Raw genomic sequence first — 26,850 nt, forward strand, 5'->3', positions numbered from 1 at the left:
TTGGTCGAGCGCAATTGATTAAATAGTTTCTAGTGCAACCGCTCAGTCGGTTAGCTCGAACGCTGCTGAGAAGTTTTTTTAACGTCGCAGGTTCGACAAAATCTCTACGTGGATCACAGTTGCCTTCCGAACATTGATGGACCGCACACTCCTACAACCAACCTCTGCGTAGCCCGCGTCGCCGCCACATAAAACACACGCGCCGCCTCTTTCTCATCCTCCCCCGCCGCAGGCATATGCCCCACGCCAGGTAGCGCCACCACGGGGAACTCCAGCCCCTTGCTGACCTTCATGGTCATGACCTGAATGGCGTTGGCGCCGGGGTTGAAGTCGCCCGACCGTTTTCGCACGTTGAAGGGCAGCTTGCGCTGCGCCAGCGCATCGGCGCACAAGTCCATGTTTTTCCAGTCTGCACAGAGGATGGCCATGTCGCCCCACGCAAAGCCTTCTTTGTGCGCGCTGGCCAAGTGGTCCGCAATGGCAAAGGCTTCGTCGCGCAGGGTGGGCAATTTGATGATGACGGGGGCTTGCCCGTCGCGCCCGCAGCTCACGGGTTTGAGTAGCGGGATGCCGTCGTCGTCTTTGTCGTCCGCCGTCAGCAGGTCGGCGGCGACCAGGCTGGCGGTTTGCAATATCTGCCGCGTGTTGCGGTAGTTGATCTTCAGGATGGTGGTGCGGCCCTGAGCCTGGATGCCCACGCTCTTGAAGCTGAACTGTTTGCTGCGCGCGCGTTCGTAAATGCTTTGCGCGTCGTCGTACAGCACCAGCAGGCTGTTGGTGGCGGGGTCCACCATTTGGGTGATGAGCTTGAGCCATTCGGGCGCGAAGTCGTGGCCCTCGTCGATCATCACGGCCTGGTATTGGCCACCGGGGATTTGGCAGCGCTCTACCGCGCGGATAACGCGGTCGACCATGTCCATCATCTTGGCGCCCACGGGCATGTTTTGCGGCGGCAGGCTTTGCCCGTAGGCGGTGAGTTGCCGGTGGCACCAGCTGTGAAAGTGCCGCACATGCACGCGGTCGCTCAGGCCTTTGGCCTCCATCACGCTGTGCAGCTTGACGCCCAGTGGTTCGTTAAAGCAGAGGATGAGGATGGGCTTGCTGGTGGGTGTGCAGGCCTTGGCCAAATACTCGGCGCGGTAGCCCAGGATCATGGTCTTGCCGGAGCCCGCCACGCCGTGGATGACACGATGGCCGTCGCCCAGGCTACGGGCCAGCTGCTCTTGCTGCAGGTCCATCACCCGCATGATGTTGGGCATCTCGGCGTCTGCATCGTTGTCGTCAAACAGGTCGCCGGTGGTTTGCACGCGCACTTGGGGGAACATGATCCAGCGCACGCGGTCTAGCTGCGGCAGGCTCATGGCGCCGCCAAAGCTGTGGGCAAACATGTTCCACAGCCGCTCTTGAAACGCTTCGGGGTCGGCCGACTCTTCCATCTCGTCTTTGCAGATGATGTAGTTGGCGGCGATGGTTTCGCCCAGGCCTGCGGCGTCAAACTGTTTGCGCGTGATGCGGGTGAACACCACGCCGTGCCCCCACGGGAAGGCGAGCTTGCCTTGGTGCGGGCCGCTGGTTTGCACCAGCTGCGGGTCGCGCTCTAGCGCGTTGACCACTTGAATGGCGCAGTGGCGCGCTTGTGCCAGCGGGTTGATGACGACCTTGGGCTGGCCGTTGGCAAGAATCGTCCAGGCCTGTCTGGTGGCGCTTTGAACGGTCTCCAGGTGCCAGTCCTTGGTCTCTAGCACCAGCAAGCCCCGGCGCGGGTGCAGCACCACAAAATCAGGGTGGGTTTGTTTGGGGCCGATGGGCACGTTGTGCCACAGCAGGTAGTCGTCATCGAGCTTTTGCTCTAACCGCTCGGCCAGGCGACGCTCGCCGGTGGAATCAAATGCGGACGAGCCTATCGCCGGTATCAATGTCGCCATGCCGCCAGTTGCCCCCCTATGTTGTGCGCTGCATATCTTTGTATGCAGTTGTGAATGCACTTTAGGGGGTGTGGAAGCGCTGCGCAACTTTTGGATGCCAAACATGTTGGCGAGCGGCGGGTGGGTGAGCCGCAGCAGAAAGACATGCATCGCCCAGACCATTCAAGCCTAAATGGCCTCTAGCGCTTATCCAACAAGCACTGGCAGCTATAAAAATCATATCGATCAAGTCACTGCGCCCCTTGCGCTCCGTGAGGACTGACGCCGCCCTGTAAGTCCCTGCAGTGCCGTGGGGTAAATTGCCCCGCATGCCGAACACCTCTTCGCCCACCTCCACCGCCGCCCCGGCATCCCTCATCGACTCGCGCCAAGCAGCGTGGCGCCTGCTGATCACCCTGGGCCTGGTCGTGCTTGGCAACAGCAGCATGTACGTGGTGTCGGTCGTTCTGCCCGCCGTGCAGGCCGAGTTTGGTGTGGGCCGCGCGGATGCGTCGCTGCCTTACACGCTGATGATGGTGTGCCTGGGGATTGGCGGGCTGTGGACGGGGCGGCTGGCTGACAAGCATGGGCTGATGCCGGTGCTGTGTGTGGGGCGGTGGGGGTGTGCGGCGGGTTTGTGTGGGCGGGGCTGTCGGGCAGCATTTGGATGTTTGGGCTGGCCCACGGGTTGATGGGGCTGATTGGTGCGTCGGCCACGTTTGCGCCGTTGTTGGCCGACACGGCGCTGTGGTGGAACAAACGGCGCGGCATTGCGGTGGCGATTTGTGCCAGCGGCAACTACATCGCCGGGGCGCTGTGGCCGCCCATCGTGCAGCACGGTGTGGAGACGATGGGCTGGCGCACCACCTATGTGCTGATGGGGCTGGTGTGTGGCGCGGGCATGCTGCTGTTGGCGACGCGCATGCGCCAGCGGCCACCGTTGGTGGTGTTGGCGCCGGTGGGCGGTGCGGCTGCAGGTGCGGGTGACGCTGGTGCTGCCCCGGCAGTAGACCGCAGCCGCCCGTTTGGCCTGCACCCGGCGCATGCGCAGTTGCTGCTGTGTGTGGCGGGCGTGGCGTGCTGCGTGGCCATGGCAATGCCGCAAGTGCACATCGTGGCGTATTGCACCGACCTGGGTTTTGGCGCGGCGCGCGGGGCCGAGATGCTGTCGCTGATGCTGGCGTGCGGCATTGTCAGCCGCCTGGTGTCGGGCGTGGTGTGCGACCGCATTGGCGGCATTCGCACGCTGCTGTGGGGCTCGGCGCTGCAGGGCGTGGCGCTGGTGCTGTTTTTGCCGTTTGACGGGCTGGTGCCGCTGTATGTGATCTCGGCGATGTTTGGCTTGTTTCAGGGCGGCATCGTGCCCGCCTACGCGATCATCGTGCGCGAGTATTTCCCGCCGCAAGAGGCAGGCGCGCGGGTGGGCGCGGTGATCATGGCCACGCTGGTGGGCATGGCGCTGGGGGGCTGGATGTCGGGCTGGGTGTTTGACGTGACGGGCAGCTACCAGGCGGCGTTCATCAACGGCATGGGGTGGAACCTGCTGAACCTGTCGATCACCGGGTGGCTGTATTGGCGGGTGCGGGGGCAGGCAGCGGCAAGGCGGTTGCAGCCGGGTGCGGGCTGAAGGCGTTGATTGGCTTGGGCAGCCTGTGCGGGCTGATTCTCAAGCCAAATGGGCCGCTGGTGCTTATGGATCATGCGCCAGCAGCTATCAATAGGTGAGCAAAACAGCCACTGACAGCGGCCACTGGCAGCATCCACCGCCACCATCACACTGCTTGCAAATACCGCCCTGCCAGCTCTTTCTGCGCGGCGGCGTCCACGCCCAGCACGTCGATCAGGTATGCCTGCACGCCGCCAAAGTCGTTGTCCACCCTGTGCAGCGCGGCGTCCAGAAACTCTTCTTGCACGCGCCACAGCACGGCCAGCACTTCTTCGGGCGCGTGGCTGCCCATGCCGGCGGGGCGCTGGTAGAGGCTGTTGGTGAGCAGGTAGTCGTGCATGACCACGTCGCGCGGCACACCCAGGGCCAGCAGGATGAGGGCGGCGGCAAAGCCGGTGCGGTCTTTGCCTGCGGTGCAGTGGAAGACGGTGGGCGCATCGCTGGCGAGCAGCAGCCTGAACAGCTCGGCAAAACGCGGGGCGTTGTTGTGCACAAAGCCGCGGTAGGTGTCTTGCATCAAGTCCACGGCGTCTTGCGCGGTGAGCTGGCGGCCGGTGCGTTGCAGCTCTAGCGCACGCTGCACCACGGTGGGCTCGATGGCGAGCGGGTGGTAGGTGATGCCGGGCAGTGCGTAGGCGTAGGCGGCGCTTTCGGCTTGGCCCCGAAAGTCCACCGCGCGGGTTACGCCCAGCTCGACCAGCAGGGCCTGGTCTTGCGCGGTCAGCCCCGCCAGGTGGTCTGACCGAAAGATGCGCCGCCACTTCACCTGCTGCCCGCCCTGGCCGATGTAGCCGCCCAGGTCGCGAAAGTTGGTGGCGCCCATCATGGGCAGGGATCGGGTGGGTGCTGGCAGCGGCATGGTGGTGCGAGGGGCGTGGTCGGTGGGTGAGAGGTACAGGATAGTCGCGCTGTGTGGCTGCTGCCTGTCGCGCGGGTGGCTGATTGCTGGTGGGTGGCCTGATGAGAATGGCTGGACGGGTGCGTTGGCACTGCGCCTGTGTCCCGTGGGTCGTCTGTGTTTTCCACGGAAGTTGGCCCGTGTGCAAAATTGCGGCATGCCCCACTCACGCTTTGTACCCGCCCCGCCCGACCTGCAGCCCTGGCTGGAGGCCGCCGTGGTGGTGGACTCCCCTGCCGAGCTGGCGCAGTCGCAGTTTCCGGCGATGGTGTCGAGCATGCTGGTAGTGCGGCTGGCAGGGCAAGTGACGTGCCAAGGGGTGGCAGTGCCCAAGGCGGCATGGATGAGCGCCAGCACCTGTGCCACCGCGTATGCCCACCAGGGCCGCGTACACGCCGTGGGGCTGGTGCTGCGGCCCGAGGCGGCAGCAGCGCTGTTTACCAGCGCACGCGGCGCCGCCAATGCCATGCGCCCCATGGCCGACCTGGCAGGCGCGCCGTGGGCTGCGGCAGAGCGCAACGTGCGGACAGCGGCAGACGATGACGCCCGGATAGACGTGTTGTGCCAGTTCATCCGCGCCACCGCTGCACCCCCGTCTGACTGCGAGGCACGGCGGCGGCACGCGCTGGCACTGCTCACCGCAGCCTGCAGTGCCGATGAAGGCACGGGTCTGCACATGGGCTTGAGCCAGCGGCAGTTTGAGCGGCGCTTTGTGGCGCACTGGGGCATGGCGCCCAAGCAGTTTCAGGTGATTGCGCGGCTGAACAGCACGCTGTGGCACGCCCTTGCTAACGAGCCAGCCACCCACAATGCCGAACTGGCGGTGGCCCAGGGCTACTACGACCAGTCACACATGGGGCGCGATGTGCGCAGGTTGGCGGGCCAGCCGCTGCAAATCCTGGTGCAAGACACACGCACGCCCCTTAGCACGCACTGGCCGCTGCAGATGGGTGCGCAGACGCCGCCGAAACCGCTGCACCAGCCACCCCAGCCAACTTAGTTCGCAGCCACAGCGCGCAACCGGTAAGCCAGATACAGCGGCATCGCAAACGCCAGCCCGATGCCAAAGCAGGCCGCGATGCAAGCCCAGCGCCACGGGCCCAGGCTGCGGTCTGCCGCGACCCAGACTGCAAACGCCACGGCAGCCAGGTACACGTCGATGGTGATGCCGGTGGTCAGGGGGTTGGCAAAGGCGTCGCGCCAGAAGACATCGGGCATCACGCTGCCACCCGCCAAGAAGTACACCGCGTTGAAGTACCAGGGCACGGCCAGCCCCACAACGGCCAGGAGCAGGAAGAAGGCGCGCAAGTGCTTGTTTTGCATCGGTTCGATCAGCCCCACGAATGGGCTGGGTGGTTGTGAATCAATGCAGCAATTGGACGCGGGGAGCCCAGCGGCTGGATAGGAAAAAACCGACATGTGCGCCGTGGCCGCGCGTGCACAAGGCCTTGCCCGCCCTGGACATGTCCTATCCGCGGCCCGTGCGTGGCCTGTGCGCTGATTCAGCGTGCCGCCGCAGCCAAGCCACCGGCGGCACTCCCTCGGGCCCGCTTTACTTGCCCTGCACGTAGGCGTTGCGCGTGGTCACCGCCAGGTCGGGGTAGTTGGCAAACATGCCGTCCATGCCCATGTCGAGGTACTTGCGGAACTCTGCAGCGGCCAGGGTGGCGTCGGCCTGGGCAAAGGTCCAGCCGTGTACCTTCAGGCCTGCGGCGTGGGCTTGGTCGATGAAGGTTTTGGTGAGGGGGTAGGTGCTGTTGTTGATAAGCACGCCCACGCCTTCAGTAAAGGCAGCCACTTCTTTCAGCGTGAGCACGCTCACACCCGTGGCGCCCGTTACGCCCATGCGCGCGCTGCCGTCGGCCGCAGTGGTGGCCACGCCCAGCAGCACCAGCGGCATCTTGTTGTTCTGCGCGATTTGTTTGGTGCGCAGGCTGCGCAGCGTGGCGTCGCTGAACGACTGGATGAAGAGCTTGCTGCCTGCGTTGTAGCCGCTGGCGTTCAGCGTCTTCAAGATGCCGTCTTCCATCACCGGGTCGGCCTGTTTCGCTTCGGGGTAGATGCCCACTTCGCGGCCCACGACGCTGCTCTGCTTTTTGGCAAAGTCCACCACTTCCTGAAAGGTGGGCACGCCAAACGGGTTGGCGGCGCTGGGGGTAAAACTGGGGTAGGTGGTTTTGCCCGTGCCTGTGGGCACCACGGTCAGGGTTTTGATCTCGGCCAGGGTGAAGTCAGCCACTTTGTAGGCGCCATTGCGCTGCGCAAAGAGCGTGGCCACGTTGGTGGTGCGGTTCAGCGTGTCGTCGTGGATGGCGACCAGCGCGCCGTCTTTGGTGATTTGCAGATCGGGCTCGATGAAGTCGGTGCCCATGCGGATGGCCAGCTCGTAGCCGCCCAGGGTGTGTTCGGGCAAGTAGCCGCTGGCGCCCCGGTGGGCAATCACCTGGGGCTGTGCGGGTGCGTCATCGTTGCCGCCACATCCGGCAAGGACGAGGGCGGACAGGCAGACTGCGGCGAAGGAAAAAGCGTTCATGGCGGGCGGGTCCAGTGCTTGAAAAAGAGGCCGACTCTATCGGCGCACCATGGCAGTCTGGTGACAAGGGCCAGCAGGTAGACACCTGCGCGACGCCCGTGCAAAAGCAGGCCCATCGCCCACATCAGGGCAGCGCAACCAAGGGGGGTGCCATCCATGTGACGGCGTCCGTCAAGTGCCTGGGGTGGAAGCGTTGTGCTGACGCAGGCCACCCTGGGCACTTGCAGGCGGCTGCGGCCCAGCGATGCTTGCTAAGGCGGCAGGGAAGTGACGGCGCCGTACACCGGCAGCTCCTGGCTGCCTTTGGGGCAAGGCTGGTCGGTGTAGCTGATGCGGCCGTCTTGCACACACTTGCGCGGCTGCGGGGCCACGGGTGCAGACGCACCGCCCCGCGCAGCGCGGGCCTGTGCCGCAGGCCGCTTGTCAGGCGGCAGGGTTTCGGGGCCGGGGCGGGTGACTTTCTTCCAGGCCTGCTCGGTCCACGGCCCTGCATGGGGCAGCCACTGGTCGGATGTCCACCAGGCGGCCGCGGCGGCGGCAACCACGACCACCGCAATGGCGGTGAGAACGGTGCGTTCGGTGCGGCTGCGCATGGGGTGGGGTGCTGTAGAGGTAGCAGGTGCCTGCGGGGTGCGCGGACGTGCCCTAGCGCGTGCGCTGCTTAGTGACGTTCACGTCGATGTCGCCAAACACGGTGACACCGCTTCCGCCCGGCTGCGTGGGCGCAGCAGGGTCGCTGGAGCGCGCCGAACCCGGCGTGCTGCCGCAGCCCACCAGCACCCCGGCAACGCCCAAGGCGGCCAGCGCCGACAGCACGCAGCGCCAACGGGCACTGGCCGTGGTGCGGTGTACAGGGCGCGGTGCCGTGGTCACTCGCCGCCCAGGTGGTTGCCCAAAATGCCCGCCAGCTCGAACATGCCTGCGCTGTCCTTGCCGAACACGGCGCGCAGCTTGTCATCGGCGACGATGGTGCGCTTGTCTTTGGGGTCTTGCAGGTTGTGGGCCTTGATGTACTCCCACATCTTCTTGACCGCCTCGGGCCGGGCCACGGGCTCGGCGCCGATCACGGCGGCCAGCGCGGCGCTGGGGGCCTTGCCTGCGGCGGCCTTTCGCGGGGCCTTGGCAGCGGCGGTTTTGGTGGCTGGCGCTTTCTTGGCGGCGGCAGGTTTGGCGGCTTTTTTGGCTGTAGCGCTTGTCCTGCTTGCGCCAGCAGCTCCTGTTTTTGCAGCAGCGCCAGGGCGGGGCGGAAACTTGGATGGCGCAAACTCAAAGTTGACCTTGCCCGCTTCCTTGTCCCACGCCAGGTGGGCCTTGAACGCGCGGCGGGTGCGCATGCTCACAAACTTGTCGAGCAGGTCGGTCTTGCCGGTGGCCAGCAGCTTTTGCATCTGCTCACGCTCCACAGGCTGCTGCAGGATGATCTTGCCGCTCTTGAAGGTGCAGCTCGGTGTGGGTTGCGCAGCGGTGGGCACGGCCTTGCTGCACACAAAGTTGCTGCCGTGCTCGTGCACCTCTGAGCCGCAGATGGGGCAAGGGCCGAGCGCGGCGTCTTCGAACTCCACGATCTCGCCCGACTCTTCGCCCTTCTTGTCGTCGCCAAAGTCGAATTCGAGCTTGTAGTTGTGCGCCTCGTCGTCGTACTTGATGATGATCTCGGACGTGAAGGGCCAGCCCGCCTTGGAGCGGAAACCTTCCAGCGGGCCGATCTTCTTGGTCGCCAACAGGGCATTGGCCTCGGCAGTTTCAAACGTGCGGCCTGCGGGCGACTTGCCAAAACTGAAGCCGCAGCCTTCCGAGCCGGGCTTGCCCACGCAGGCAAAGCGGCGGTAGTTTTCCTTCACCACGCCACCGCAATTGGGGCAAGGGGATTCGAGCGTGGCGTAGTCGCCGGGGATGGTGTCGCGGTCGTATTCCTTGGCCTTCTTGACCATGCGCTCGGTCATGCTGGCAATGCCCGCCATGAAGTCTTCGCGGGTGAGCAGGCCCTTTTCCATTTGCGAGAGCTTGAACTCCCATTCGCCGGTCAGGTCGGCGCGGCACAGTTCTTCGACCTCCAGCCCGCGCAGCAGCGTCATGAGCTGAAACGCCTTGGCCGTGGGGATGATTTCGCGGCCTTCGCGCAGCATGTACTTTTCGGTCAACAAGCCTTCGATGGTGGCTGCGCGCGTGGCAGGCGTACCCAGGCCCTTTTCCTGCATGGCTTCACGCAATTCTTCGTCGTCGATCTGCTTGCCGGCGCTTTCCATGGCGCCCAGCAGCGTGGCTTCAGAGTAGCGTGCGGGGGGCTTGGTCTTGAGCCCCTTGGGGTCGACGGCCAGGGTGTTGACCATTTCGCCGGGCTTCACCGGCACCAGGTTCTGGCCCTTGTCACCCTCTTTGCCGCCCTCGACTTCGTCGGCCGCTTCCTTGCCGTAGATGGCCAGCCAGCCGGGCTTGACCAGCACCTTGCCTTCGGTCTTGAAACTGTGGGGCGCCACGGTGGAAATGCGGGTGGTGACCGTGTATTCCGCACTGGGGAAGAACACGGCCATGAAGCGGCGCACCACCAGGTCGTACAGCTTTTGCTCGGCTTCAGACAGACCACTGGGCGCCTGCAGCGTGGGGATGATGGCAAAGTGATCGCTCACCTTGCTGTTGTCAAAGATGCGCTTGCTGGGCCGGATGTAGTTGTTGTTGAGCGCGGTGAGCGCGTGCGGGGCCAGGTGGCGCATGCCACTGTCGGCCAGCATCTCGAAGGTCTGCTTGGCCACGGGCAGGTAGTCTTCCGGCAGCGCGCGCGAGTCGGTCCGCGGGTAGGTCAGGGCCTTGTGGCGCTCGTACAGGCTTTGCGCCAGCGCCAGTGTGGTCTTGGCACTGAAACCGAACTTGCCGTTGGCCTCGCGCTGCAGGCTGGTCAGGTCAAACAACAGGGGCGATGCCTGCGTGGTGGGCTTGCTCTCTTCGGTGACCGTGGCTTGCTTGCCGCGCACGGCGTTGGCAATGGCGGTGGCTTCGGCGGCGGACCATGTGCGGTCGGCGCGGGCTTCGACGTCTTCGCTTTTCTTCCACTTGGGGTCGAACCACTTGGCGGGGTATTCACCGGCCTGCGCGCCAAAGGTGGCGTGGATTTCCCAGTAGTCGCGGCTGATGAACTTGCGGATCTTTTCTTCACGCTCCACCACCAGCGACAGTGTGGGCGTCTGCACGCGACCCACGGTGGTGAGGAAGAACCCGCCGTCGCGCGAGTTGAACGCCGTCATGGCGCGCGTGCCGTTGATGCCCACCAGCCAGTCGGCCTCAGACCGGCTGCGCGCGGCGTGGGCCAGGCCTGCCATCTGCTGCTCCGTGCGCAGGGCGTCAAAGCCGTCGCGGATGGCCTGGGGCGTCATGGACTGCAGCCACAGCCGCTTGACGGGCTTGCCCAGAGGCTTGGCACCACCGGCGTACTGCTCGATCAGGCGGAAGATCAGCTCGCCCTCGCGGCCCGCGTCACAGGCGTTGATGAGTTGCGTGACGTCCTTGCGCTTGGCCTGCTTGACCACCGCGTTCAGGCGCGTCTTGGTCTTGTCCACGGGCTTCAAATCGAAGTACGGCGGGATGACGGGCAGGTGCGCAAAGCTCCACTTGCCGCGCTTCACGTCGAATTCTTCGGGCGCCTGGATCTCCACCAGGTGGCCCACGGCGCTGGTGACTACATAGCGGTCGTTCTCGAAGTGGTCGTCGTGCTTGTCGAACTTGCCGGCCACGGGGGTCAGTGCGCGCACGATGTCTTGCGCGACGGATGGTTTTTCTGCAATTACCAGGGTCTTGGTCATTTTGGGGCTCTCGCCAGTCAATCTGGTTGCCCGGGTTCCGGGCGCTTCTACAATTCGGTTCTTACGCGCACGTACACGCATACACGCGCACGCACACATGTGTGTGCACTATCAAGTTAACAGAGTTTTTGCCATGCCCCGCTCCGCATCGCCTTCTACCCCTACCCCCGTGCCGGGCCGCCGCATCCAGACGCGACGCTCGGGAGTGCATGGCAAAGGGGTGTTTGCGGTGCAGGATATTGCAGAGGGCGAAGTCCTTGTGGAGTACACGGGCGAGGTGATTGGCTGGCAGGAGGCGCAGGACCGCCACCCGCACGACCCCCTGCAACCCAACCACACGTTTTACTTTCATGTGGATGAAGACCACGTGATCGACGCAAAGTTCGGCGGCAACTCGTCGCGCTGGATCAACCACAGTTGCAACCCCAACTGCTACGCCGACGAACAAGGCCACCGCATCTTCATCACGGCGCTGCGCAACATCAAGGCGGGTGAAGAGCTGAACTACGACTACGGCCTGATCATTGAAGAGCGCTACACCCCCAAGCTCAAGGCCGAGTACCCCTGCTGGTGTGGCAGCAAGAACTGCCGGGGCACGTTGCTGGCTCCCAAGCGTGGCTGGGCGCCGCCGGTGCCGCTGCCGCCGTCCAAGCCCGCCGCCAAGGCGCGCAAGGCCACGGGCACTGTGCAGACAACCGGTGCCAAGCCCGGCGCCAAGGTCTCTACAAAGACCCCCTCCCGAGGTCCGTCCCGGTGAGCGCCGCCCTCATCCGCTGGCCTGCAGAGGCCATCTGGGAGGCTGTGGCGCCCCTGCTGCCCGGTTTTACAGTGGAGGTGTTGCCCACCATCGATTCGACCAACACCGAGCTGATGCGCCGTGCGCGCGCCGGGCAATGTGAACCCACTCTGCTGGTGGCCGAGCAGCAGACCGCAGGGCGGGGGCGGCTGGGGCGGGTGTGGCAAAGCGATGTGGGCGCGTCGCTGATGATGTCGCTGGGCTTGCCGCTGGCGCCCGTCGATTGGTCAGGCCTGTCGCTGGCCGTGGGGGTGAGCGTGGCTGAAAGCCTGCAGCCTGTGTTGCCTGCCCTGGGCGCAGGGCAGCCTGCGCGCGTGGGGCTCAAGTGGCCCAATGATTTGTGGCTGGGTGGTGGCAATGCAGCGGCGGGCGACCGCAAGCTCGGCGGCATCCTGGTGGAGACGGCCAGTTTTGTGACGCCCCAGACGGCAGCCTCGCAGGCCATCACCAGTACCGGTACAAGTACCAGCATCGCGCGGTATGTGGTGGTGGGCATTGGCATCAACGTGCTGCCGCGCAGCCCCGAAGGCATGAGCATGCCCCCTGGCAGTCTGCAGGATGTGGAGACCGGCCTGGACGCACCCACGGCCTTGCTGCGCATCGTGCCGCCGCTGGTGGCCATGCTGCAGTCGTTTGCGGGCTATGGATTTGCGCCCATGCAGCCCCGCTTTGCGGCGCGCGACGTGCTGCAGGGCCGGGCCGTGACGCTCAGCGACGGCCACACGGGCACCGCGCACGGCGTGGGCGACGATGGTGCGTTGCTGGTGCACACGGCTGGCGGCATGCAGGCCATCACCAGCTCCGAAATCAGCGTGCGGCCCAGCGCCGTGCCCCCGGTATGAATCCCCTGCGAGACCGTCATCAGGTTCTGATGACCCGACCATCGAAAGGCCCTGCCCCATGTTGCGTCTTGCCGTGATGGCACTGCTGCTGGCCAACGCGGGTTACTACGCGTGGTCGCAGGGCCTGCTCAAGAATTGGGGATTTGCCCCTGAAGAACAGGCCGAGCCGCAGCGCATGGAGCAGCAGATCCGCCCCGAAACGCTGCAGATCCTGAAGGTGAACCCGGGCAAGACCTCGTCCATCACCCCAGCCCCCCCGCCTCCGCCGCGCTCGCAGCAACCACCGCCAGCGCGGCGGACGCAGTCCCCTCCCCGCCCGCCGATTTTGCCGAATGCCTGCAGGCCGGCGTGTTTGACGACCGCCAGGCCGAGGCCCTGCGCACCGCTGCCGCAGGCCTGCCTCAGGGCAGCTGGGCACTGGAGTCCACACCCATTGCGGGCCGCTGGATGGTTTACATGGGTCGCTTCGACGATGTGGAAACCCTGGACAAAAAGCGCGCAGAACTGCGGGCGCGCAATGTGAACTTTGACCGCGCGGGCGGCACGCTGGAGCTGGGCCTGTCGCTGGGCCGCTTTTCGTCCGAAGAGGCGGCCAAGCGTGAGTTGGTGAACCTGGGCAACAAAGGGGTGCGCACGGCCCGCGTGATCCAGGAGCGCCCCGAATCCCCTGGCTTCACGTTGCGCCTGCCCTCCGTGACCGACGCGCTGCGGCCGCAGCTGGACGCCCTGCGCTCCGCCATGGCCGGCAAGACGCTGCGCACCTGCGGCTGAGCCCGCCCCGCTTGCCACATCGGCCACTTGCTGGCGCGCCGTTGTACTGCCCCCCAAGCGCCCCTACCGCGCGTTCCCTGGCCAGATGGAGCGCACCTGTTCACCATGACCGAAGAAGCCTCCTTGCTCCACCGCGATCAACACGGCGAGTCGTATGCCACCTGTGCGTGTGCGGTCACTTGTGCAGGCACCCCTTGCAGCGCTGCGGGAGATGCCGCATGCGCTGGAGCTCGACTACGGCATTTCGCGTTGTGGGCAGTGGGACCATGACCCCGTCAGCGGGAACGCTGACCTTCTCGGAGGCGGGTGTGGTGGCCGAGGTGCTGGGTGCGCAAGGGGGGTATCGCGTGCCCAAGGCCCGTGGTTTTCTCTCCATGGCGCTGACGTCGGTGCAACGGGTGGGCTGCACCGTGCGATCAGCCTGCGCACCGATCAGCGGGTCAGCTGCCCGCCACCACCTCGCGCGCTGAAAAACGCACGCTGAAACGTGCACCGGGTGGCAGCTGGCCGGGGCGGGCATCTTCGAGCGTGACCTCGGCGCCGTGTTTGCGCGCGATTTCCAGCACGATCGGCAGGCCCAGGCCTGAGCCGTCGGCCTCGCTGCCCAGCGCACGGTAAAACGGCTGGAACACCAGTTCGCGCTCGGCCTCGGGCACACCGGGGCCCGAGTCTTCGACCTGCAGCAGCAGCACATGGCCAAAGGTATCGGCCAGCACGCGGGCGGTGACCACGCCGGGCTTGTCGGGCGTGGAGGGGGTGTAGTTGATGGCGTTGTCCACCAGGTTGCGCACCAGCTCCTTGAGCAAGGTGGGGTTGCCGTCGATCAGCACACCGGGCGAGCCCGGTTCGGCGCCGTCGTAGCCCAGGTCGATTTTCTTGTCGAGCGCGCGGGGCACCGAGTCGCGGACCACCTCGATGGCCAGGCGCGCCAGGTCGCAGGGCTGGCGTGCGATGCCCACGCCACTGCCCTCGGCCCGTGCCAGCGCCAGCAACTGGTTGACGGTGTGCGTGGCGCGGATGCTGGAGCGGCCGATCTGCTGCAGCGAGCGCTTGAGTTCTTCGGTGCTGGTGCCTTCGCGCTGGGCCAGGTCGGCCTGCATGCGCAGACCCGCCAGCGGGGTCTTGAGCTGGTGCGCGGCATCGGCCAGAAAGCGTTTTTGGGTGGCCAGCGAGTCGTTCAGGCGCGTGAGCAGGTCGTTCACCGATGCCACCAGCGGCGCCACTTCGAGTGGCACGGTGCGGTCGTCCAGCGGCGAGAGGTCGTCGGGGTTGCGCGCGCGGATGCGCTGCTCCAGCTGGTTCAGGGGCTGGATACCGCGCGCCAGCGCCAGCCACACCAGCAACACGGCCAGTGGCAGGATGACAAACTGCGGCAGCATCACACCCTTGATGATTTCGGTGGCCAGCACACTGCGCTTCTCGCGCGTCTCGGCCACCTGCACCAGTGCCACGGGGGTGTCCTGCAGCGGCAGGCGCACCCAGATGTAGGCCACGCGGATGTCAATGCCGCGCATCTCAGCGTCGCGCAGCCGCACCTCGCCCGACATGGGGACTTCATCGCTCGGGGGCTCGGGCAGATCCCGCTCGCCGGAGAGGAATTCACCACCCGGGCCGATGACCTGGTAATAAACAATGTCCGAGTCATCGGCGCGCAGGATCTCGCTGGCGGGCTGGGGCAGGTTGAACTGTGCCTTGTCGCCCACCACGCTCACCAGCTGGGCCAGCGCATGGGCGTTGTATTCGAGCGCGCGGTCGAATGGCTTGTTGGCCAGGCCCTGTGCCACCAGCCAGGTGAGCGCCAGGCTCACGGGCCACAGCAGCAGCAGCGGCGTGAGCATCCAGTCGAGGATTTCGCCGAACAGGGAGCGCTGCTCTCGCTGGAATATTTTCAAGGCGTTCGCCGCAGTAATTTTTGAATGAAAATGGCCTCTAGCGCTTATCCATCATGCGCTAACAGCTATTTTCTTTATAGTATTCAACCAGCACGCCATGCCCGTCTACAGCCTGTGCGACTGACGCGACCAAGGCCAGTGCACCCGTGGAACTGGCTCTGCCAGGCCACCGGGTGCGTCCACCTCCCGAAGGAGAGGGGAACGGCGCGAAGCGACTCAGGGGGGGCTTCATATCATCCGGGGATTTTTTCGAGGCAGTAGCCCAGGCCGCGCACCGTGGCGATGCGGATGGGCCCGCCCTCGATCTTCTTGCGCAGGCGGTGGATGTAGACCTCGATGGCGTTGTTGCTCACTTCTTCGCCCCATTCGCACAGGCGCTCCACCAGTTGCTCCTTGCTCACGAGGCGGCCCGCGCGCTGCAGCAGCACTTCGAGCAGGCCCAGTTCGCGGGCCGACAGTTCGATCATCTTGCCGTCGATGGTGGCCACGCGGCCGGCCTGGTCGTACACCAGCGGGCCGTGTTTGATGGCGCTGCTGGTGCCGCCCATGCCCCGGCGCGTGAGGGCCCGCACGCGGGCTTCCAGCTCCTGCAGGCTGAAGGGCTTGGCCATGTAGTCGTCGGCGCCAAAGTCCAGGCCCTTCACGCGCTCTTCCACGCTGTCGGCGGCGGTGAGGATGAGCACCGGCAGGGCCGATCCCCGGCCGCGCAGCTTTTTCAACACCTCCAGTCCGTGCATCTTGGGCAGGCCCAGGTCCAGGATGAGCAGGTCGAACTCGTTGTTGGTCATGAGGGCGGCATCGGCCTCGCTACCGCTGGCGACATGGTCCACCACGGCCCCCGAGGCGCGCAGCGTGCGCAGCAGGCCATCGGCCAGCACCTGGTCGTCTTCGGCAATAAGGATGCGCATGCGGGAGTCTCCTGGTGGGTGGCTGCGGTCTTGCGCCGCGCCTGTGCCGCGATTTTAGGCGGCGCGGCGCCTTGCTGCGCCGCAAGCGGGCCGCGTGCCATGGCTTGGCCCCGCGCCTGCGCACCGCCGCCGTCTTCAGCGCGGGTCGGTGACCAGCAGCCTGTGCACCAGCGCGGTCAGGTCGGCCTGCAGGCGGGCCATGCCCTCGGGCAGCTGGGCCAGCGTGTGCTCGTCCATATAGAGCTTGCGGTTGATCTCCACCTGGATGCTGTGCCGGTGTTGCGCGGGCTTGCCGTAGCGACGCACCAGTTCCACGCCCTTGTAGGGGTGGTTGTATTCGACGCTGTATCCGCAGCCGCGCAGGTGATCGCAGATCAGTGCCGACAGGGCGGGGCTGGCCGTGGTGCCGTCGCGGTCGCCCACCACAAAGTCAGCATGCTGCAACCCCGGATATTCGGTGGCAAAGCGCCCCGCCACGGCGGGCATGGAGTGGCAGTTGAGGTGGATGCTGTTGCCGTGGCGCGCATGGGCGGCGTCAATGGCGGTTTCCACCGCCGCGTGGTAGGGGCGCCAGCAGCGGTCGATGCGGGCGCGCACCTCGGCCACGGAAAGCAGCCGGTTGTAGATGGGCTCGCCCTCGTCGGTGAACTTCCAGATCAGGCCCTTGCCCAGCCGCACCTTGCTGAGCACCTGGGGATCGGTGGAGATGGGGTCGGGCCAGTCGCCGTCGAGCAGGCTGGTGTCCAGCTCGGTCGTGTCGCGGTTGGCATCGAGGTAGATACGGGGGAAGTGGGCTTCGACCCAGGCCGCACCCAGGGCGGGTGCGAAGGCGTAGATCTTTTCGACGTGGGTGTCTTCGGCGCGCCGCAGCGTGGGCAGGTCGCAGGCGGAGCCGAAGTCGCCGGGGTACTGGGTACCGCTGTGTGGCGAGTCGAGCACGAGGGCGGTGTTGCCCGGTATGGATGTCACCGTGCGGGTGGCCGGTTCAGTGGCTAGCCCCGGCGAGCCGGTGACGCCCGGCTGGGCTTGCAGGAATCGGCGGTGGATCAGTTTCAAGGCTGCGTGCATAGGCAGAGTGTGCGCAAAGTGGGGCGGCTGGCCTAGCCGCCCAGACCGGTTGAAGACCATGGTTATCCCTGAGATGGTCTTCCCCAGCTATGGCCGCCGGGCCCGCAGGCCCGGTGTGGGTGTCAATCCAGCGCGATCTTGGCGTAGGCCGCCACACGCTTCATCTTGTCGATCTCGGTGACGATCTGGGCAGTGAACTCCTTGGGTGTGGTGCCCGAGGGGTAGAGGCCCTGGCCCGCCAGTCGCTCGCGCACGGCGGGTTCCTTGAGCGCCTGGGCCACGGCCTGCTGAATGCGCTCGACCGCTGCGGCGGGTGTGGCGGCGGGGGCCACCAGGCCAAACCATGAGGGCTCGTTGGCCTGTTTGAAACCCAGTTCGGCGTAGGTGGGCACATCGGGCAGCACATCCAGTCGCTCATGCCATGACACGGCCAGCGCCTTGAGCTTGCCCGACTTGACGTGGGGCAGCGACGAGGCGACCTGGTCAAAGTACACCGCCACCTGGCCCGCCAACACGTCGTTGATGGCCGGGCCTGCACCACGGTAGGGGATGTGCACCATCGAGGTGCCCGTGCTGCTCTTGAACAGCTCACCCCACATGTGGCCAATGGTGCCGTTGCCGGGCGTGGCGTATGACACCTTGCCGGGGTTGGCCTTGAGGTGCTTCACAAGGTCCGCGAAGCTCTTGACAGGCAGCACGGCCGGGTTGATGACGATGACGCCAGGCGCCTTCACGATCTCGGTCACACCGACAAAGTCTTTGGTCGGGTTGTAGGGCAGCTTGCTGTACACGGCGGGGTTCACGCCGTGCGTGGAGAGCGTGGCCACGCCAATGGTGAGGCCATCTGCCGGGGCGCGTGCCACTTCGGCCATGCCAATGGAGCCGCCTGCGCCGCCCCGGTTTTCCAGCACCACGGGCTGCTTGAGGATGCGGGCCAGCGACTCTTGCAGACTGCGGGCCGTGATGTCTGTTGCACCCCCGGGAGGGAATGGGACGATGAGGCGCAGAGGCTTGCCTTCTTGCGCCAAAGACATTCCAGGAACGAAAGATACGGCGGCCAATGCGGAAAGCAGGTGACGGCGTTGCATGGGGATTTCTCCTATGAAGTGCGTTGAGGTTAAATGAATTGATGTGCTCTACCAAGCAATGGATATGCCTGATAACATTCCAATTTGGAATGATTTGATGACTTACTATGTCCTCGCTGCGCCGTCTCTCACCCCCTTTGCATTTGTTGCGGGCGTTCTCCACCGTGACGCGGTTTGGCGGCGTGTCGCGCGCGGCTGAGGCGTTGCACCTCACCCAGAGCGCGGTCAGCAAACAAATCAAGGAGCTGGAAACCTGGGTTGGCGTGCCGTTGTTCGAGCGCAGCCGCAAGCGCCTGGCGTTGACCCCGGCGGGTGAGCGCTATGAAAAGGCCGTGCGCGGGGTGCTGGCGCAACTGGAGGCTGCCACGCTGGAGCTGATCACCAGCGACGACGGCGGCGGCGCACTGCACCTGTCCAGCTTGCCCACGTTTGCCGCCAAGTGGCTCATTCCACGGCTGCCGCAGTTCCAGCAGCAGCACCCGCAAATCACGCTGCACTTTGTGCCCTACGTGCACAGCTACGACTTCACGCGGCCCGAGCTGGACTGCGCGATTTTGTTTGGCGACGGCCACTGGCCGGGCGCCCATGCCCACCACATAACGGGCAACGATGTGGCGCTGATCGCACCGCGCGCCAAAGTGGCTGACTGGGCCATCCATACCCCGCGCGACGTCGCCCAACACACCCTGCTGCGCCATGTCACGGTGCCCGAGGCCTGGCTGCGCTGGAGCGAGACCCATGCCGTCGAAGGCGCCATCGACCCCCTGGCGGGCCCGCAGTTTGACCAGTTTCAGACCATGATCCGCGCGGTGCAAGCAGGCATGGGCCTGGCGCTGGTGCCCCGTTGCCTGGTGCAAGACGAGATCACGGCGGGCCTGGTGCGCGAGCCTTTGGCCGATGCCGCCCTGCGTGGTGGTTATCAAAGCGACATGGGCTACTGGTTTTGTTACCCCGAAGGGCGCACGCAGTTGCATGCGCTGCAGTGCTTTCGGCAGTGGCTGCTGGCCTGCGCCGAGCCTGTGGGGGCTATCGACGCAGCAACGCTGCTTCAACCACCGGCTGCACCGGCGTAGGCCTCCAGCCCAATGGCCACCACGGTGGCCACGTCCTGCCCTACCTCCTCGCGAAACTCGGCTTCGGCCTGCGCCACCGCATCCCGAAAGGCCTGCAACCAGGCCAGGCCCGTGGGCGTGAAACACACCCGGCGTGCCCGCGCATCCAGCGGGTCGGCTGCACGGGTGACCAGCCCCCAGGCCTCGCACTGATCCACCAGGTTGGCCATGGCCTGCTTGGTCATGCCCGCGCGCTGGGCCAGATCGGTCAGCCGGTCGCCTTGCAGCGCCAGGTGGCGGGTGATGTGCACGTGCGCAGCCGTCACCTGGTCGCGTGCCGCCAAGTTAGACAGTGCCAGTGGCACCTCGACATTGCGCGCCATGAGCTGCAGCACCCGCGCATCAAAGCGGCGCATGGCGTGGCCGAACAGGCGGCCCAGGTGGGTCTGGCGCCAGCCATCTTCGGCGGTAGATGGGGGGACAAATTCAGGCATGGTCAATTGTCAGGCAAACTGACTAAATTATCCTTGAAAGCCCCACAACAGCTCGCATAAACTACTGTTCAAGCATCCAGCCTGTGATTAACCGCAGAGCGATGCAACCATCTAACCTGTTGTTTCTCAAGGAGTTTTCTCATGGACGTCGCAGTCAAAGGCACCAACCCCGCATTGCCAGTGAACACCGAAAAGGCCAAGGCCCTGGCCGCCGCGCTCGCTCAGATCGAGAAACAATTTGGCAAGGGCACGATCATGCGCCTAGGCGAAGGCGAGGTGATCGAGGACATCCAGGTCGTCTCCACCGGCTCGCTGGGCCTGGACATTGCGCTGGGCGTGGGCGGCCTGCCCCGTGGCCGCGTGGTCGAAATCTACGGCCCGGAATCGTCGGGCAAGACCACGCTCACACTGCAAGTGATCGCCGAAATGCAAAAGCAGGGCGGCACCTGCGCGTTTGTCGACGCCGAGCACGCCCTGGATGTGCAATACGCCCAGAAGCTGGGTGTGCAGCTGTCCGACCTGCTGATCAGCCAGCCGGATACCGGCGAGCAAGCGCTGGAGATTGTGGACAGCCTGGTGCGCTCCGGCGCCGTGGACCTGATCGTCATCGACTCGGTCGCCGCACTCACCCCCAAGGCTGAAATCGAAGGCGAAATGGGCGACAGCCTGCCCGGCCTGCAGGCCCGTCTGATGAGCCAGGCGCTGCGCAAGCTGACCAGCACCATCAAGAAGACCAACTGCATGGTCATCTTCATCAACCAGATCCGCATGAAGATTGGCGTGATGTTCGGCAGCCCTGAAACCACCACCGGCGGTAATGCGCTGAAGTTCTACGCCTCGGTACGCCTCGATATCCGCCGCACCGGCACCATCAAGAAGGGCGACGAGGCCATCGGCAACGAAACCAAGGTCAAGGTGGTCAAGAACAAGGTGAGCCCCCCGTTCAAGACGGCCGAGTTCGACATTCTGTTTGGCGAGGGCATCAGCCGCGAAGGCGAAATCATCGACATGGGCGTGAACGCCAAGATCGTTGAAAAGGCCGGCGCTTGGTACGCCTACAACGGCGAAAAGATCGGCCAAGGCCGCGACAACGCCCGTGAGTTCCTGCGCGAAAACGCCGACCTGGCCCACGAGATTGAAAACAAGGTGCGCGAAAGCCTGGGCATCGCCTTGCTGCCGCCTCTGGCAGGCGCAGCGCCTGTGGCCAAGCCCGCCAAGGGCGAGAAGGCGGACAAAGCCGACAAGGAAGACAAATAAGCAGCCGGCAGGGGCACGCCAATAATTGGAGTCAAATTGCCCTCTAGCGCTTATTCAATAAGCGCTGGCAGCTATTGATTTCATACCCATTGGCTGCCATGACCCATGGGCTTTGACACCCTCTCCCTCAAAGGCCGCGCGCTGCGGCTGCTCAGCCAGCGCGAGCATTCGCGGGCCGAGCTGATCAAAAAGCTGGCCCCGCATGTGCAAGACGGTGAAGACCTTTCGGCCGTGCTCGACGAACTACAGGCCAAGGACTTCATCAATGAAACCCGGGTGCTGGAGTCGGTGGTGCACCGCCGTGCCAGCCGCCTGGGGGGAGCGCGCATTCGCCAGGAGCTGCAGGCCAAGGGACTGGCGGGCGAGGCCATTCAGAACGCCGTGGCGCAGTTGCAGGCCAGTGAACTCGACCGCGCCCGCAGCGTGTGGGCGCGCAAGTTTGTGCAACCCCCCCAGACGCCCCAGGAGAGCGCGAAGCAGACCCGTTTCCTGCTCACGCGCGGCTTCTCGGGCGACGTGGTGCGGCGTGTGCTGCGTGGCACGGTGGATGGTGATGACACCTGACCCCACCTGCCACTCACTCGGATATTTCAGTCTTTTTAGATGCCTGCGCTTGTTGACTAAGCGTGAGCAGCTATCAAACAAGAAGCAAAACCGGCTACTGCAGCACCAGTTCGACGCGGCGGTTCTTCGCCCGGCCACCGTCGCTGCCATTGGATGCCACCGGCGCCAGGCTGGCCACGCCGTTGGCGGTCAGGCGGTCGCGGGCAATGCCGTAGTCCTTGGCCAGCGCGGCCGCTACGGCATCAGCGCGGCGCCGGCTCAGGTCGAGGTTGGCGGGCAGGTTGCCCACGTTGTCGGTGTGCCCCACCACGTGGAGCTTGAGGCCCGTTTGCTGTTTGAGCAGGCCGCCGATCTGGTCGAGTGAAGCCTTGCTCTCCGCCTTGATGTCGGCCTTGCCGGTATCAAAAAGAATGCCGTAAATGGCGACCTTGCCATTGGCGTCGAGCCCCTTGGCGATCTCGCTGGAAGACAAGGTTTCCATCTGCTGCTCGCGCGCCTTGGGCTCCACGCGCACGACGGCAATGGTGGTGCGTTTCTGGAATTCTTTCTCGTCGCAGTAGACGGAGGTGATATCTGGGTTCCAGGTCAGCACGGCCAAGGTAGCGCCGGTGGCCTTGTTGTCCAGCAACGCATAACGCAGGTCGCTTGCCGTGCCGCCTGCTGCACAGGCTGCGGGGCTGTTGTCGCCCACCTTGCCCGACCATCCTGCCGGCAGCAGCGAGCGCGGCAGGCTGAAGGTAAAGATGTTGGAGCCTCCGCAGGCGTCGCCCGCGCATTCGAAGGCGGTCTCGAATCCTGCCGCTTTCAGCTCTTGCTGGTAGCCCCGCAGCACCTCCAGCGAAGATCGCCCTGCGGGCGCCACATACTGCAGCGCCGTGCGCTGGCCCGAGCGATCGAGGTTGCGTGCAGCCACCAGTTTGTCGTTTTGGTCAACCACCTTGGCCAGCGGAAACCGCACTTCGTCGTAGGCAGCGTCGTCGCGGTACACGAGCACGGAGCCGCTGTAGCGCTTGAGGCCCGTAGGGTCGGTGAATCCCTTTGCATCCTGTGTCGGGACGCGTGTCTGAGCCCCTGCAGGGGCCGCCAGGACAACGAGCAGTGTGGCCGCCGCCATCCACCCGGGAGATGCCATGTTCTTCATGCCAGGCCTTTCGGTGCCGGGCACCGGCCCGGACTGGCGCGATTATGGGTGCAGGTGCCTGGCGCCCGCCGCCGCGCAGGCAGCGCGGCCGCAGCGGGGTGTGCAGGATGTCACAGACCCAGCATGAGCTGCAGGTTCTGCACTGCAGCGCCGCTGGCGCCTTTGCCCAGGTTGTCCAGGCGTGCAATCAGCACGGCGTGGCGGTATTCCTCGTTGGCAAACACGCGCAGCTCCAGCTTGTTGGTGTCGTTGAGCGCCGTGGCGTCGAGCTTGCCGTCGGCGGTGGCGGGGAGCACGCTCACCCATTGCTCAGGCGTATTGCTCTTGGCATAGTGGGCGGCCAAGGCGTCGTGCAAATCTGCGGCCTTGGGCGCGCCCGGCAGCAGGTCCAGGTGCAGTGGCAATTGCACCAGCATGCCCTGGCGGAAGTTGCCCACCGACGGCACGAAGATCGGGCGCCGTGTGATGCCGGTGTAGCGCATGATCTCTGGCAAATGCTTGTGTTGCAGTGTGAGTGCATAGGCTTCGAACAGGGGGGCAGCGCCTGCTTCGTAGGCTTCAATCATGGTGCGCCCGCCGCCCGAGTAGCCGCTCACCGAAGGCAGTGCCAATGGAAAATCCGGGGGCACGAGGCCCGCATCCACCAGCGGGCGCAGCAGTGCAATCGCGCCTGTGGCGTAGCAGCCTGGGTTGGACACGCGCTGCGCTGCAGCCACGGCCTCACGCTGGCCCGCCGCCAGTTCGGGGAAGCCAAACACCCAGCCCGAAGCGGTGCGGTGCGCAGTGCTGGCATCAATCACCTTGACCTTGCGGCCCGAGCTGCGCTCGATCTCATCGACCATGGCCACCGTGTCACGCGCAGCATCGTCGTGCAGGCACAGGATGACCAGGTCCACCCCTGCGATCAGGCCCCGTTTGGCGCCAGGGTCCTTGCGCAACTCGGGGGCGATGCTGACCAGTTCGATCTGCGGCATGGCCTGCAGGCGCTCGCGGATCTGCAGGCCTGTGGTGCCGGCTTCGCCATCGATAAAAACTTTGGACATGGGGGAGCTCCTGCAAAAAGGCGGCAGCATCTGCCGGATAGAAAAGACGAATGGACAGGCCGTGATGCCCACCGGGGCGTCAGTGAGGCACAAGGATGGTGCGTTGCAGCATGATACAGTCGCAGGTTGCCATGTCCCAAGCCCGCGGCCAGACAACTGTTCATGGTAAACGGGTAAATACCACCCTTCCCTGAGAGAGACCTCATGAAGATTCACGAATACCAAGGCAAGGAAATCTTGCGCAATTTTGGTGTGCCCGTTCCGCGCGGCATCCCTGCATTCACGGTGCAAGAAGCCGTGGAAGCTGCCCAAAAACTCGGCGGCCCCGTGTGGGTGGTCAAGGCCCAGATCCACGCCGGTGGCCGTGGCAAGGGTGGTGGCGTGAAGGTCGCCAAGACCATTGACGACGTCAAGCGCATTTCTGGCGAAATCCTGGGCATGCAGCTCAAGACCCACCAGACCGGCCCCGAAGGCCAGAAGGTCCGTCGCCTGTACATCGAAGACGGCGCTGACATCAAGAACGAACTGTATGTGTCCCTGGTCACCGACCGCGGCACGCAGAAGGTCGCCCTGATCGCTTCGAGCGAAGGCGGCATGGACATCGAGGAAGTGGCCCACTCCACGCCCGAGAAGATCATCACCGAGATGATTGATCCTATCGTCGGCATCACCGTCGAGCAGAGCAAGAAGGTGGCTGCAGCCATCGGCCTGACCGGCGCTTCCATCGACCAAGCCGTAGACATCTTCGCCAAGATCTACAAGTGCTACATGGAAACCGACGCGTCGCTGGTGGAAATCAACCCACTGAACTGCGACTCCAAGGGCAACCTGATGGCCCTGGACGCGAAGTTCAACTTTGACGCCAACGCCCTGTTCCGCCACCCAGAAATCGTGGCCTTCCGCGATCTGGACGAAGAAGATCCGGCCGAAGTGGAAGCCTCGAAGTTCGACCTGGCCTACATCAGCCTCGATGGCAACATCGGCTGCCTGGTGAACGGCGCTGGCCTGGCCATGGCCACCATGGACACCATCAAGCTGTTCGGCGGCGAGCCTGCCAACTTCCTGGACGTGGGCGGCGGTGCCACCCCCGAGAAGGTGACCGAAGCCTTCAAGATCATGCTGAAGAACCCCAAGGTCGAAGGCATTCTGGTCAACATCTTCGGCGGCATCATGAAGTGCGACACCATCGCCACCGGCGTGATCACCGCTTGCAAGGCCGTGAACCTGAACGTGCCGCTGGTCGTGCGCATGAAGGGCACGAACGAAGAGCTGGGCAAGAAGATGCTGGCCGAATCCGGCCTGCCCATCATCGCTGCAGACACCATGGCCGAAGCTGCGACCAAGATCGTTGCTGCCGTCAAGTAAGCCCGGAGAACACACATGTCGATCTACATCAACAAAGACACCAAGGTCATCACCCAGGGCATCACGGGCAAGACGGGCCAGTTCCACACCGAAAAGTGCCAGGAATACGCGAACGGCAAGAACGCCTTCGTGGCCGGCGTGAACCCCAAGAAGGCTGGCGAGTCCATCTTCAACATCCCGATCTACGCCTCCGTCAAGGAAGCCGCTCACCAGACTGGCGCCACCGTGTCGGTGATCTACGTGCCTCCAGCAGGCGCTGCAGCTGCCATCTGGGAAGCTGTCGAAGCCGACCTGGACCTGGCCATCTGTATCACCGAAGGCATCCCAGTGCGCGACATGCTGGAAGTGCGCAACAAGATGAAGGCCAAGGAAGCTGCCGGCGGCAAGCGCACCCTGCTGCTGGGCCCCAACTGCCCCGGCCTGATCACGCCTGATGAAATCAAGATCGGCATCATGCCCGGTCATATCCACCGCAAGGGCCGCATCGGCGTGGTGTCCCGTTCGGGCACGCTGACGTACGAAGCCGTCGCCATGCTGACCGAAGTCGGCCTGGGCCAGTCGAGCGCTGTGGGCATTGGTGGCGACCCCATCAACGGTCTGAAGCATATCGACGTGATGAAGGCTTTCAACGACGATCCAGACACCGATGCCGTCATCATGATTGGCGAAATCGGCGGTCCAGACGAAGCCGAAGCCGCCCAATGGTGCAAGGCCAACATGAAGAAGCCTATCGTGGGCTTCATCGCTGGCGTGACTGCCCCTCCGGGCAAGCGCATGGGCCACGCAGGCGCCCTGATCTCTGGCGGCGCCGACACGGCCGATGCCAAGCTGGCCATCATGGAAGAGTCGGGCTTCATCATCACCCGCAATCCGTCGGAATTGGGCAAGCTGCTCAAGGCTCAGCTTAAGTAAGCAGCCCCACCTCGGCACGGGCATTCGTAAGCACAATTACGGACGCCCACAGCCGCAAGGCCGGATAAACTGGCCGCTCCAATAAAAAGAGAAGCGCTTGGAACCCTGGTTCCCGGCGCTTCTTGCATTCATAACAGTGGAGTTCAGTATGGAGTTTGTGCAAAGTGCCGATTTCTGGATCGGCCTGATGAAGATCGTCTGGATCAATATCATTCTGTCGGGTGACAACGCGGTGGTCATCGCGCTGGCAGCCCGATCTCTCCCTCCCCATCAGCAAAAGAAAGCCGTCTTCTGGGGCTCGGGCGCTGCTGTGGTGCTGCGGATTTTGCTGACCGTCGTGGCAGCCAAGCTGCTGGAGTTGTCCTTTCTCCAGATTGTGGGCGGTTGCTTGTTGCTGTGGATCGGGTTCCAGTTGCTCAGCGAAGAGGATGAGGACGAAGGCGAATCCAAGACCTATGGCAGTCTGATGGCGGCGGTTCGCACCATCCTGATTGCCGATCTGGTCATGAGCCTGGACAACGTGATTGCCGTGGCCGCTGCCGCACAAGGCAACGTGATTCTGCTGGTACTGGGCCTTGCCATCAGCATTCCCCTGGTGATCTTTGGCAGCACGCTCATGATCAAACTCATGGAGCGTTTCCCCTTCATCGTGGTGCTGGGCGCTGCGCTGATCGGTTGGGTGGGCGGTGAAACCATCGTCAGCGATGCCATCTTGCATGACTATGCTGTGGCACATCCTGCACTCCATTACGTCGCTGCTGCCCTGGGTGCGGCACTGGTGGTGGGTGTGGGCAAGTTCTGGCCGTCGAAGGCCCGCAAAGAGTCTGCCACCTAGGTCTGGAATACAAGTCACATGGACAGC

The 26,850-nt window shown here is 64.6% G+C and carries 24 protein-coding genes and 2 pseudogenes; 12 read left to right on the forward strand and 14 right to left on the reverse strand.

Features of this window, described 5'->3' with window-relative positions:
• Positions 1-113: 113 nt before the first annotated feature.
• Entirely contained in the window at positions 114-1,925 is a 1,812-nt protein-coding gene (locus tag CLU85_RS01365; RefSeq protein ID WP_100408714.1) for a DEAD/DEAH box helicase, read from the reverse strand.
• Between the two features lie 308 nt (positions 1,926-2,233).
• On the opposite strand from CLU85_RS01365, the pseudogene CLU85_RS01370 reads away from it, so the two are divergent.
• Positions 2,234-3,531 (forward strand): annotated as a pseudogene (locus tag CLU85_RS01370) (MFS transporter).
• A gap of 145 nt (positions 3,532-3,676) precedes the next feature.
• Here the strand turns inward: CLU85_RS01370 and CLU85_RS01375 are convergent.
• Positions 3,677-4,429, reverse strand: coding sequence for a tyrosine-protein phosphatase (locus CLU85_RS01375; RefSeq protein ID WP_198509123.1), 753 nt, complete (start codon positions 4,427-4,429; stop codon positions 3,677-3,679).
• Positions 4,430-4,625: 196 nt separating this feature from the next.
• Between CLU85_RS01375 and CLU85_RS01380 the strand changes: the two genes are divergently transcribed.
• Positions 4,626-5,468 (forward strand): helix-turn-helix domain-containing protein, encoded by an 843-nt coding sequence (locus CLU85_RS01380; RefSeq protein WP_100408715.1) that lies wholly within the window; start codon positions 4,626-4,628, stop codon positions 5,466-5,468.
• Here the strand turns inward: CLU85_RS01380 and CLU85_RS01385 are convergent.
• From CLU85_RS01385 to CLU85_RS01405, 5 genes are all read right to left on the reverse strand, one after another.
• Positions 5,465-5,791 carry a DUF2834 domain-containing protein gene (locus CLU85_RS01385; RefSeq protein WP_100408716.1) on the reverse strand — a complete coding sequence of 109 codons (327 nt, stop codon included), beginning with the start codon at positions 5,789-5,791 and terminating at the stop codon, positions 5,465-5,467. The genes CLU85_RS01380 and CLU85_RS01385 overlap by 4 nt on opposite strands.
• A 229-nt stretch (positions 5,792-6,020) precedes the next feature.
• Positions 6,021-7,001 carry a glycerophosphodiester phosphodiesterase family protein gene (locus CLU85_RS01390; protein ID WP_100408717.1) on the reverse strand — a complete coding sequence of 327 codons (981 nt, stop codon included), beginning with the start codon at positions 6,999-7,001 and terminating at the stop codon, positions 6,021-6,023.
• A gap of 251 nt (positions 7,002-7,252) precedes the next feature.
• The gene (locus CLU85_RS01395) at positions 7,253-7,594 is read right to left on the reverse strand and encodes a DUF4124 domain-containing protein (RefSeq protein WP_100408718.1); all 342 of its coding nucleotides are present in this window, start codon (positions 7,592-7,594) and stop codon (positions 7,253-7,255) included.
• A gap of 52 nt (positions 7,595-7,646) precedes the next feature.
• Positions 7,647-7,874 carry a hypothetical protein gene (locus tag CLU85_RS01400; RefSeq protein WP_100408719.1) on the reverse strand — a complete coding sequence of 76 codons (228 nt, stop codon included), beginning with the start codon at positions 7,872-7,874 and terminating at the stop codon, positions 7,647-7,649.
• Positions 7,871-10,795, reverse strand: coding sequence for a DNA topoisomerase III (locus CLU85_RS01405; protein WP_100408720.1), 2,925 nt, complete (start codon positions 10,793-10,795; stop codon positions 7,871-7,873). The genes CLU85_RS01400 and CLU85_RS01405 overlap by 4 nt, the downstream gene beginning before the upstream one ends.
• 133 nt (positions 10,796-10,928) lie before the next feature.
• On the opposite strand from CLU85_RS01405, the gene CLU85_RS01410 reads away from it, so the two are divergent.
• From CLU85_RS01410 to CLU85_RS01425, 4 genes and pseudogenes are all read left to right on the forward strand, one after another.
• A complete protein-coding gene (locus CLU85_RS01410; protein ID WP_232727693.1) occupies positions 10,929-11,552 on the forward strand; it encodes an SET domain-containing protein in 624 nt (207 codons plus the stop codon).
• Positions 11,549-12,433, forward strand: a complete 885-nt coding sequence (locus CLU85_RS01415; RefSeq protein WP_100408721.1) for a biotin--[acetyl-CoA-carboxylase] ligase — start codon at positions 11,549-11,551, stop codon at positions 12,431-12,433. The genes CLU85_RS01410 and CLU85_RS01415 overlap by 4 nt, the downstream gene beginning before the upstream one ends.
• Before the next feature lie 58 nt (positions 12,434-12,491).
• Positions 12,492-13,204: pseudogene (locus tag CLU85_RS01420) on the forward strand (SPOR domain-containing protein).
• Positions 13,205-13,470: 266 nt separating this feature from the next.
• Positions 13,471-13,674, forward strand: coding sequence for a hypothetical protein (locus tag CLU85_RS01425; RefSeq protein WP_157803902.1), 204 nt, complete (start codon positions 13,471-13,473; stop codon positions 13,672-13,674).
• Here CLU85_RS01425 and CLU85_RS01430 read toward each other — a convergent pair.
• The 4 genes from CLU85_RS01430 to CLU85_RS01445 form a co-directional block, all read right to left on the reverse strand.
• Positions 13,645-15,096 (reverse strand): sensor histidine kinase, encoded by a 1,452-nt coding sequence (locus CLU85_RS01430; protein WP_100408723.1) that lies wholly within the window; start codon positions 15,094-15,096, stop codon positions 13,645-13,647. The genes CLU85_RS01425 and CLU85_RS01430 overlap by 30 nt on opposite strands.
• A gap of 233 nt (positions 15,097-15,329) precedes the next feature.
• Positions 15,330-16,004 (reverse strand): response regulator transcription factor, encoded by a 675-nt coding sequence (locus CLU85_RS01435; RefSeq protein ID WP_100408724.1) that lies wholly within the window; start codon positions 16,002-16,004, stop codon positions 15,330-15,332.
• 135 nt (positions 16,005-16,139) lie between these two features.
• The gene (locus CLU85_RS01440) at positions 16,140-17,072 is read right to left on the reverse strand and encodes an N-formylglutamate amidohydrolase (protein WP_100408725.1); all 933 of its coding nucleotides are present in this window, start codon (positions 17,070-17,072) and stop codon (positions 16,140-16,142) included.
• A 122-nt stretch (positions 17,073-17,194) separates the two neighbouring features.
• Positions 17,195-18,160, reverse strand: a complete 966-nt coding sequence (locus tag CLU85_RS01445) for a tripartite tricarboxylate transporter substrate binding protein BugE (protein ID WP_100408726.1) — start codon at positions 18,158-18,160, stop codon at positions 17,195-17,197.
• Positions 18,161-18,267: 107 nt separating this feature from the next.
• Here CLU85_RS01445 and CLU85_RS01450 point away from each other — a divergent pair, with 107 nt between their 5' ends.
• Positions 18,268-19,233, forward strand: coding sequence for a LysR substrate-binding domain-containing protein (locus CLU85_RS01450; protein ID WP_100408727.1), 966 nt, complete (start codon positions 18,268-18,270; stop codon positions 19,231-19,233).
• Here CLU85_RS01450 and CLU85_RS01455 read toward each other — a convergent pair.
• Positions 19,209-19,706, reverse strand: coding sequence for a MarR family winged helix-turn-helix transcriptional regulator (locus tag CLU85_RS01455; protein ID WP_100408728.1), 498 nt, complete (start codon positions 19,704-19,706; stop codon positions 19,209-19,211). The genes CLU85_RS01450 and CLU85_RS01455 overlap by 25 nt on opposite strands.
• 141 nt (positions 19,707-19,847) lie before the next feature.
• Between CLU85_RS01455 and recA the strand changes: the two genes are divergently transcribed.
• Together recA and recX are read left to right on the forward strand one after the other, a co-directional pair.
• Positions 19,848-20,963 (forward strand): recombinase RecA, encoded by a 1,116-nt coding sequence (gene recA / locus CLU85_RS01460; RefSeq protein ID WP_100408729.1) that lies wholly within the window; start codon positions 19,848-19,850, stop codon positions 20,961-20,963.
• 105 nt (positions 20,964-21,068) lie between these two features.
• Entirely contained in the window at positions 21,069-21,527 is a 459-nt protein-coding gene (gene recX, locus CLU85_RS01465; RefSeq protein WP_100408730.1) for a recombination regulator RecX, read from the forward strand.
• 94 nt (positions 21,528-21,621) lie between these two features.
• Here recX and CLU85_RS01470 read toward each other — a convergent pair whose 3' ends face one another.
• Positions 21,622-22,668, reverse strand: a complete 1,047-nt coding sequence (locus CLU85_RS01470) for an OmpA family protein (RefSeq protein ID WP_100408731.1) — start codon at positions 22,666-22,668, stop codon at positions 21,622-21,624.
• Positions 22,669-22,778: 110 nt separating this feature from the next.
• Positions 22,779-23,711, reverse strand: a complete 933-nt coding sequence (gene argC / locus CLU85_RS01475) for an N-acetyl-gamma-glutamyl-phosphate reductase (protein WP_100408732.1) — start codon at positions 23,709-23,711, stop codon at positions 22,779-22,781.
• A gap of 204 nt (positions 23,712-23,915) precedes the next feature.
• On the opposite strand from argC, the gene sucC reads away from it, so the two are divergent.
• From sucC to CLU85_RS01490, 3 genes are all read left to right on the forward strand, one after another.
• Complete coding sequence (sucC, locus tag CLU85_RS01480; protein ID WP_100408733.1) at positions 23,916-25,076, forward strand: ADP-forming succinate--CoA ligase subunit beta; 1,161 nt, start codon at positions 23,916-23,918, stop codon at positions 25,074-25,076.
• A 15-nt stretch (positions 25,077-25,091) separates the two neighbouring features.
• Positions 25,092-25,988 carry a succinate--CoA ligase subunit alpha gene (gene sucD, locus CLU85_RS01485; RefSeq protein WP_100408734.1) on the forward strand — a complete coding sequence of 299 codons (897 nt, stop codon included), beginning with the start codon at positions 25,092-25,094 and terminating at the stop codon, positions 25,986-25,988.
• 148 nt (positions 25,989-26,136) lie between these two features.
• Positions 26,137-26,823: a TerC family protein gene (locus tag CLU85_RS01490; RefSeq protein ID WP_100408735.1), complete on the forward strand. Its 687-nt coding sequence runs from the start codon at positions 26,137-26,139 to the stop codon at positions 26,821-26,823.
• Positions 26,824-26,850 lie beyond the last annotated feature (27 nt).

The sequence above is a fragment of the Acidovorax sp. 69 genome, assembly GCF_002797445.1.
In the GTDB taxonomy this organism is placed as follows: domain Bacteria; phylum Pseudomonadota; class Gammaproteobacteria; order Burkholderiales; family Burkholderiaceae_C; genus Acidovorax.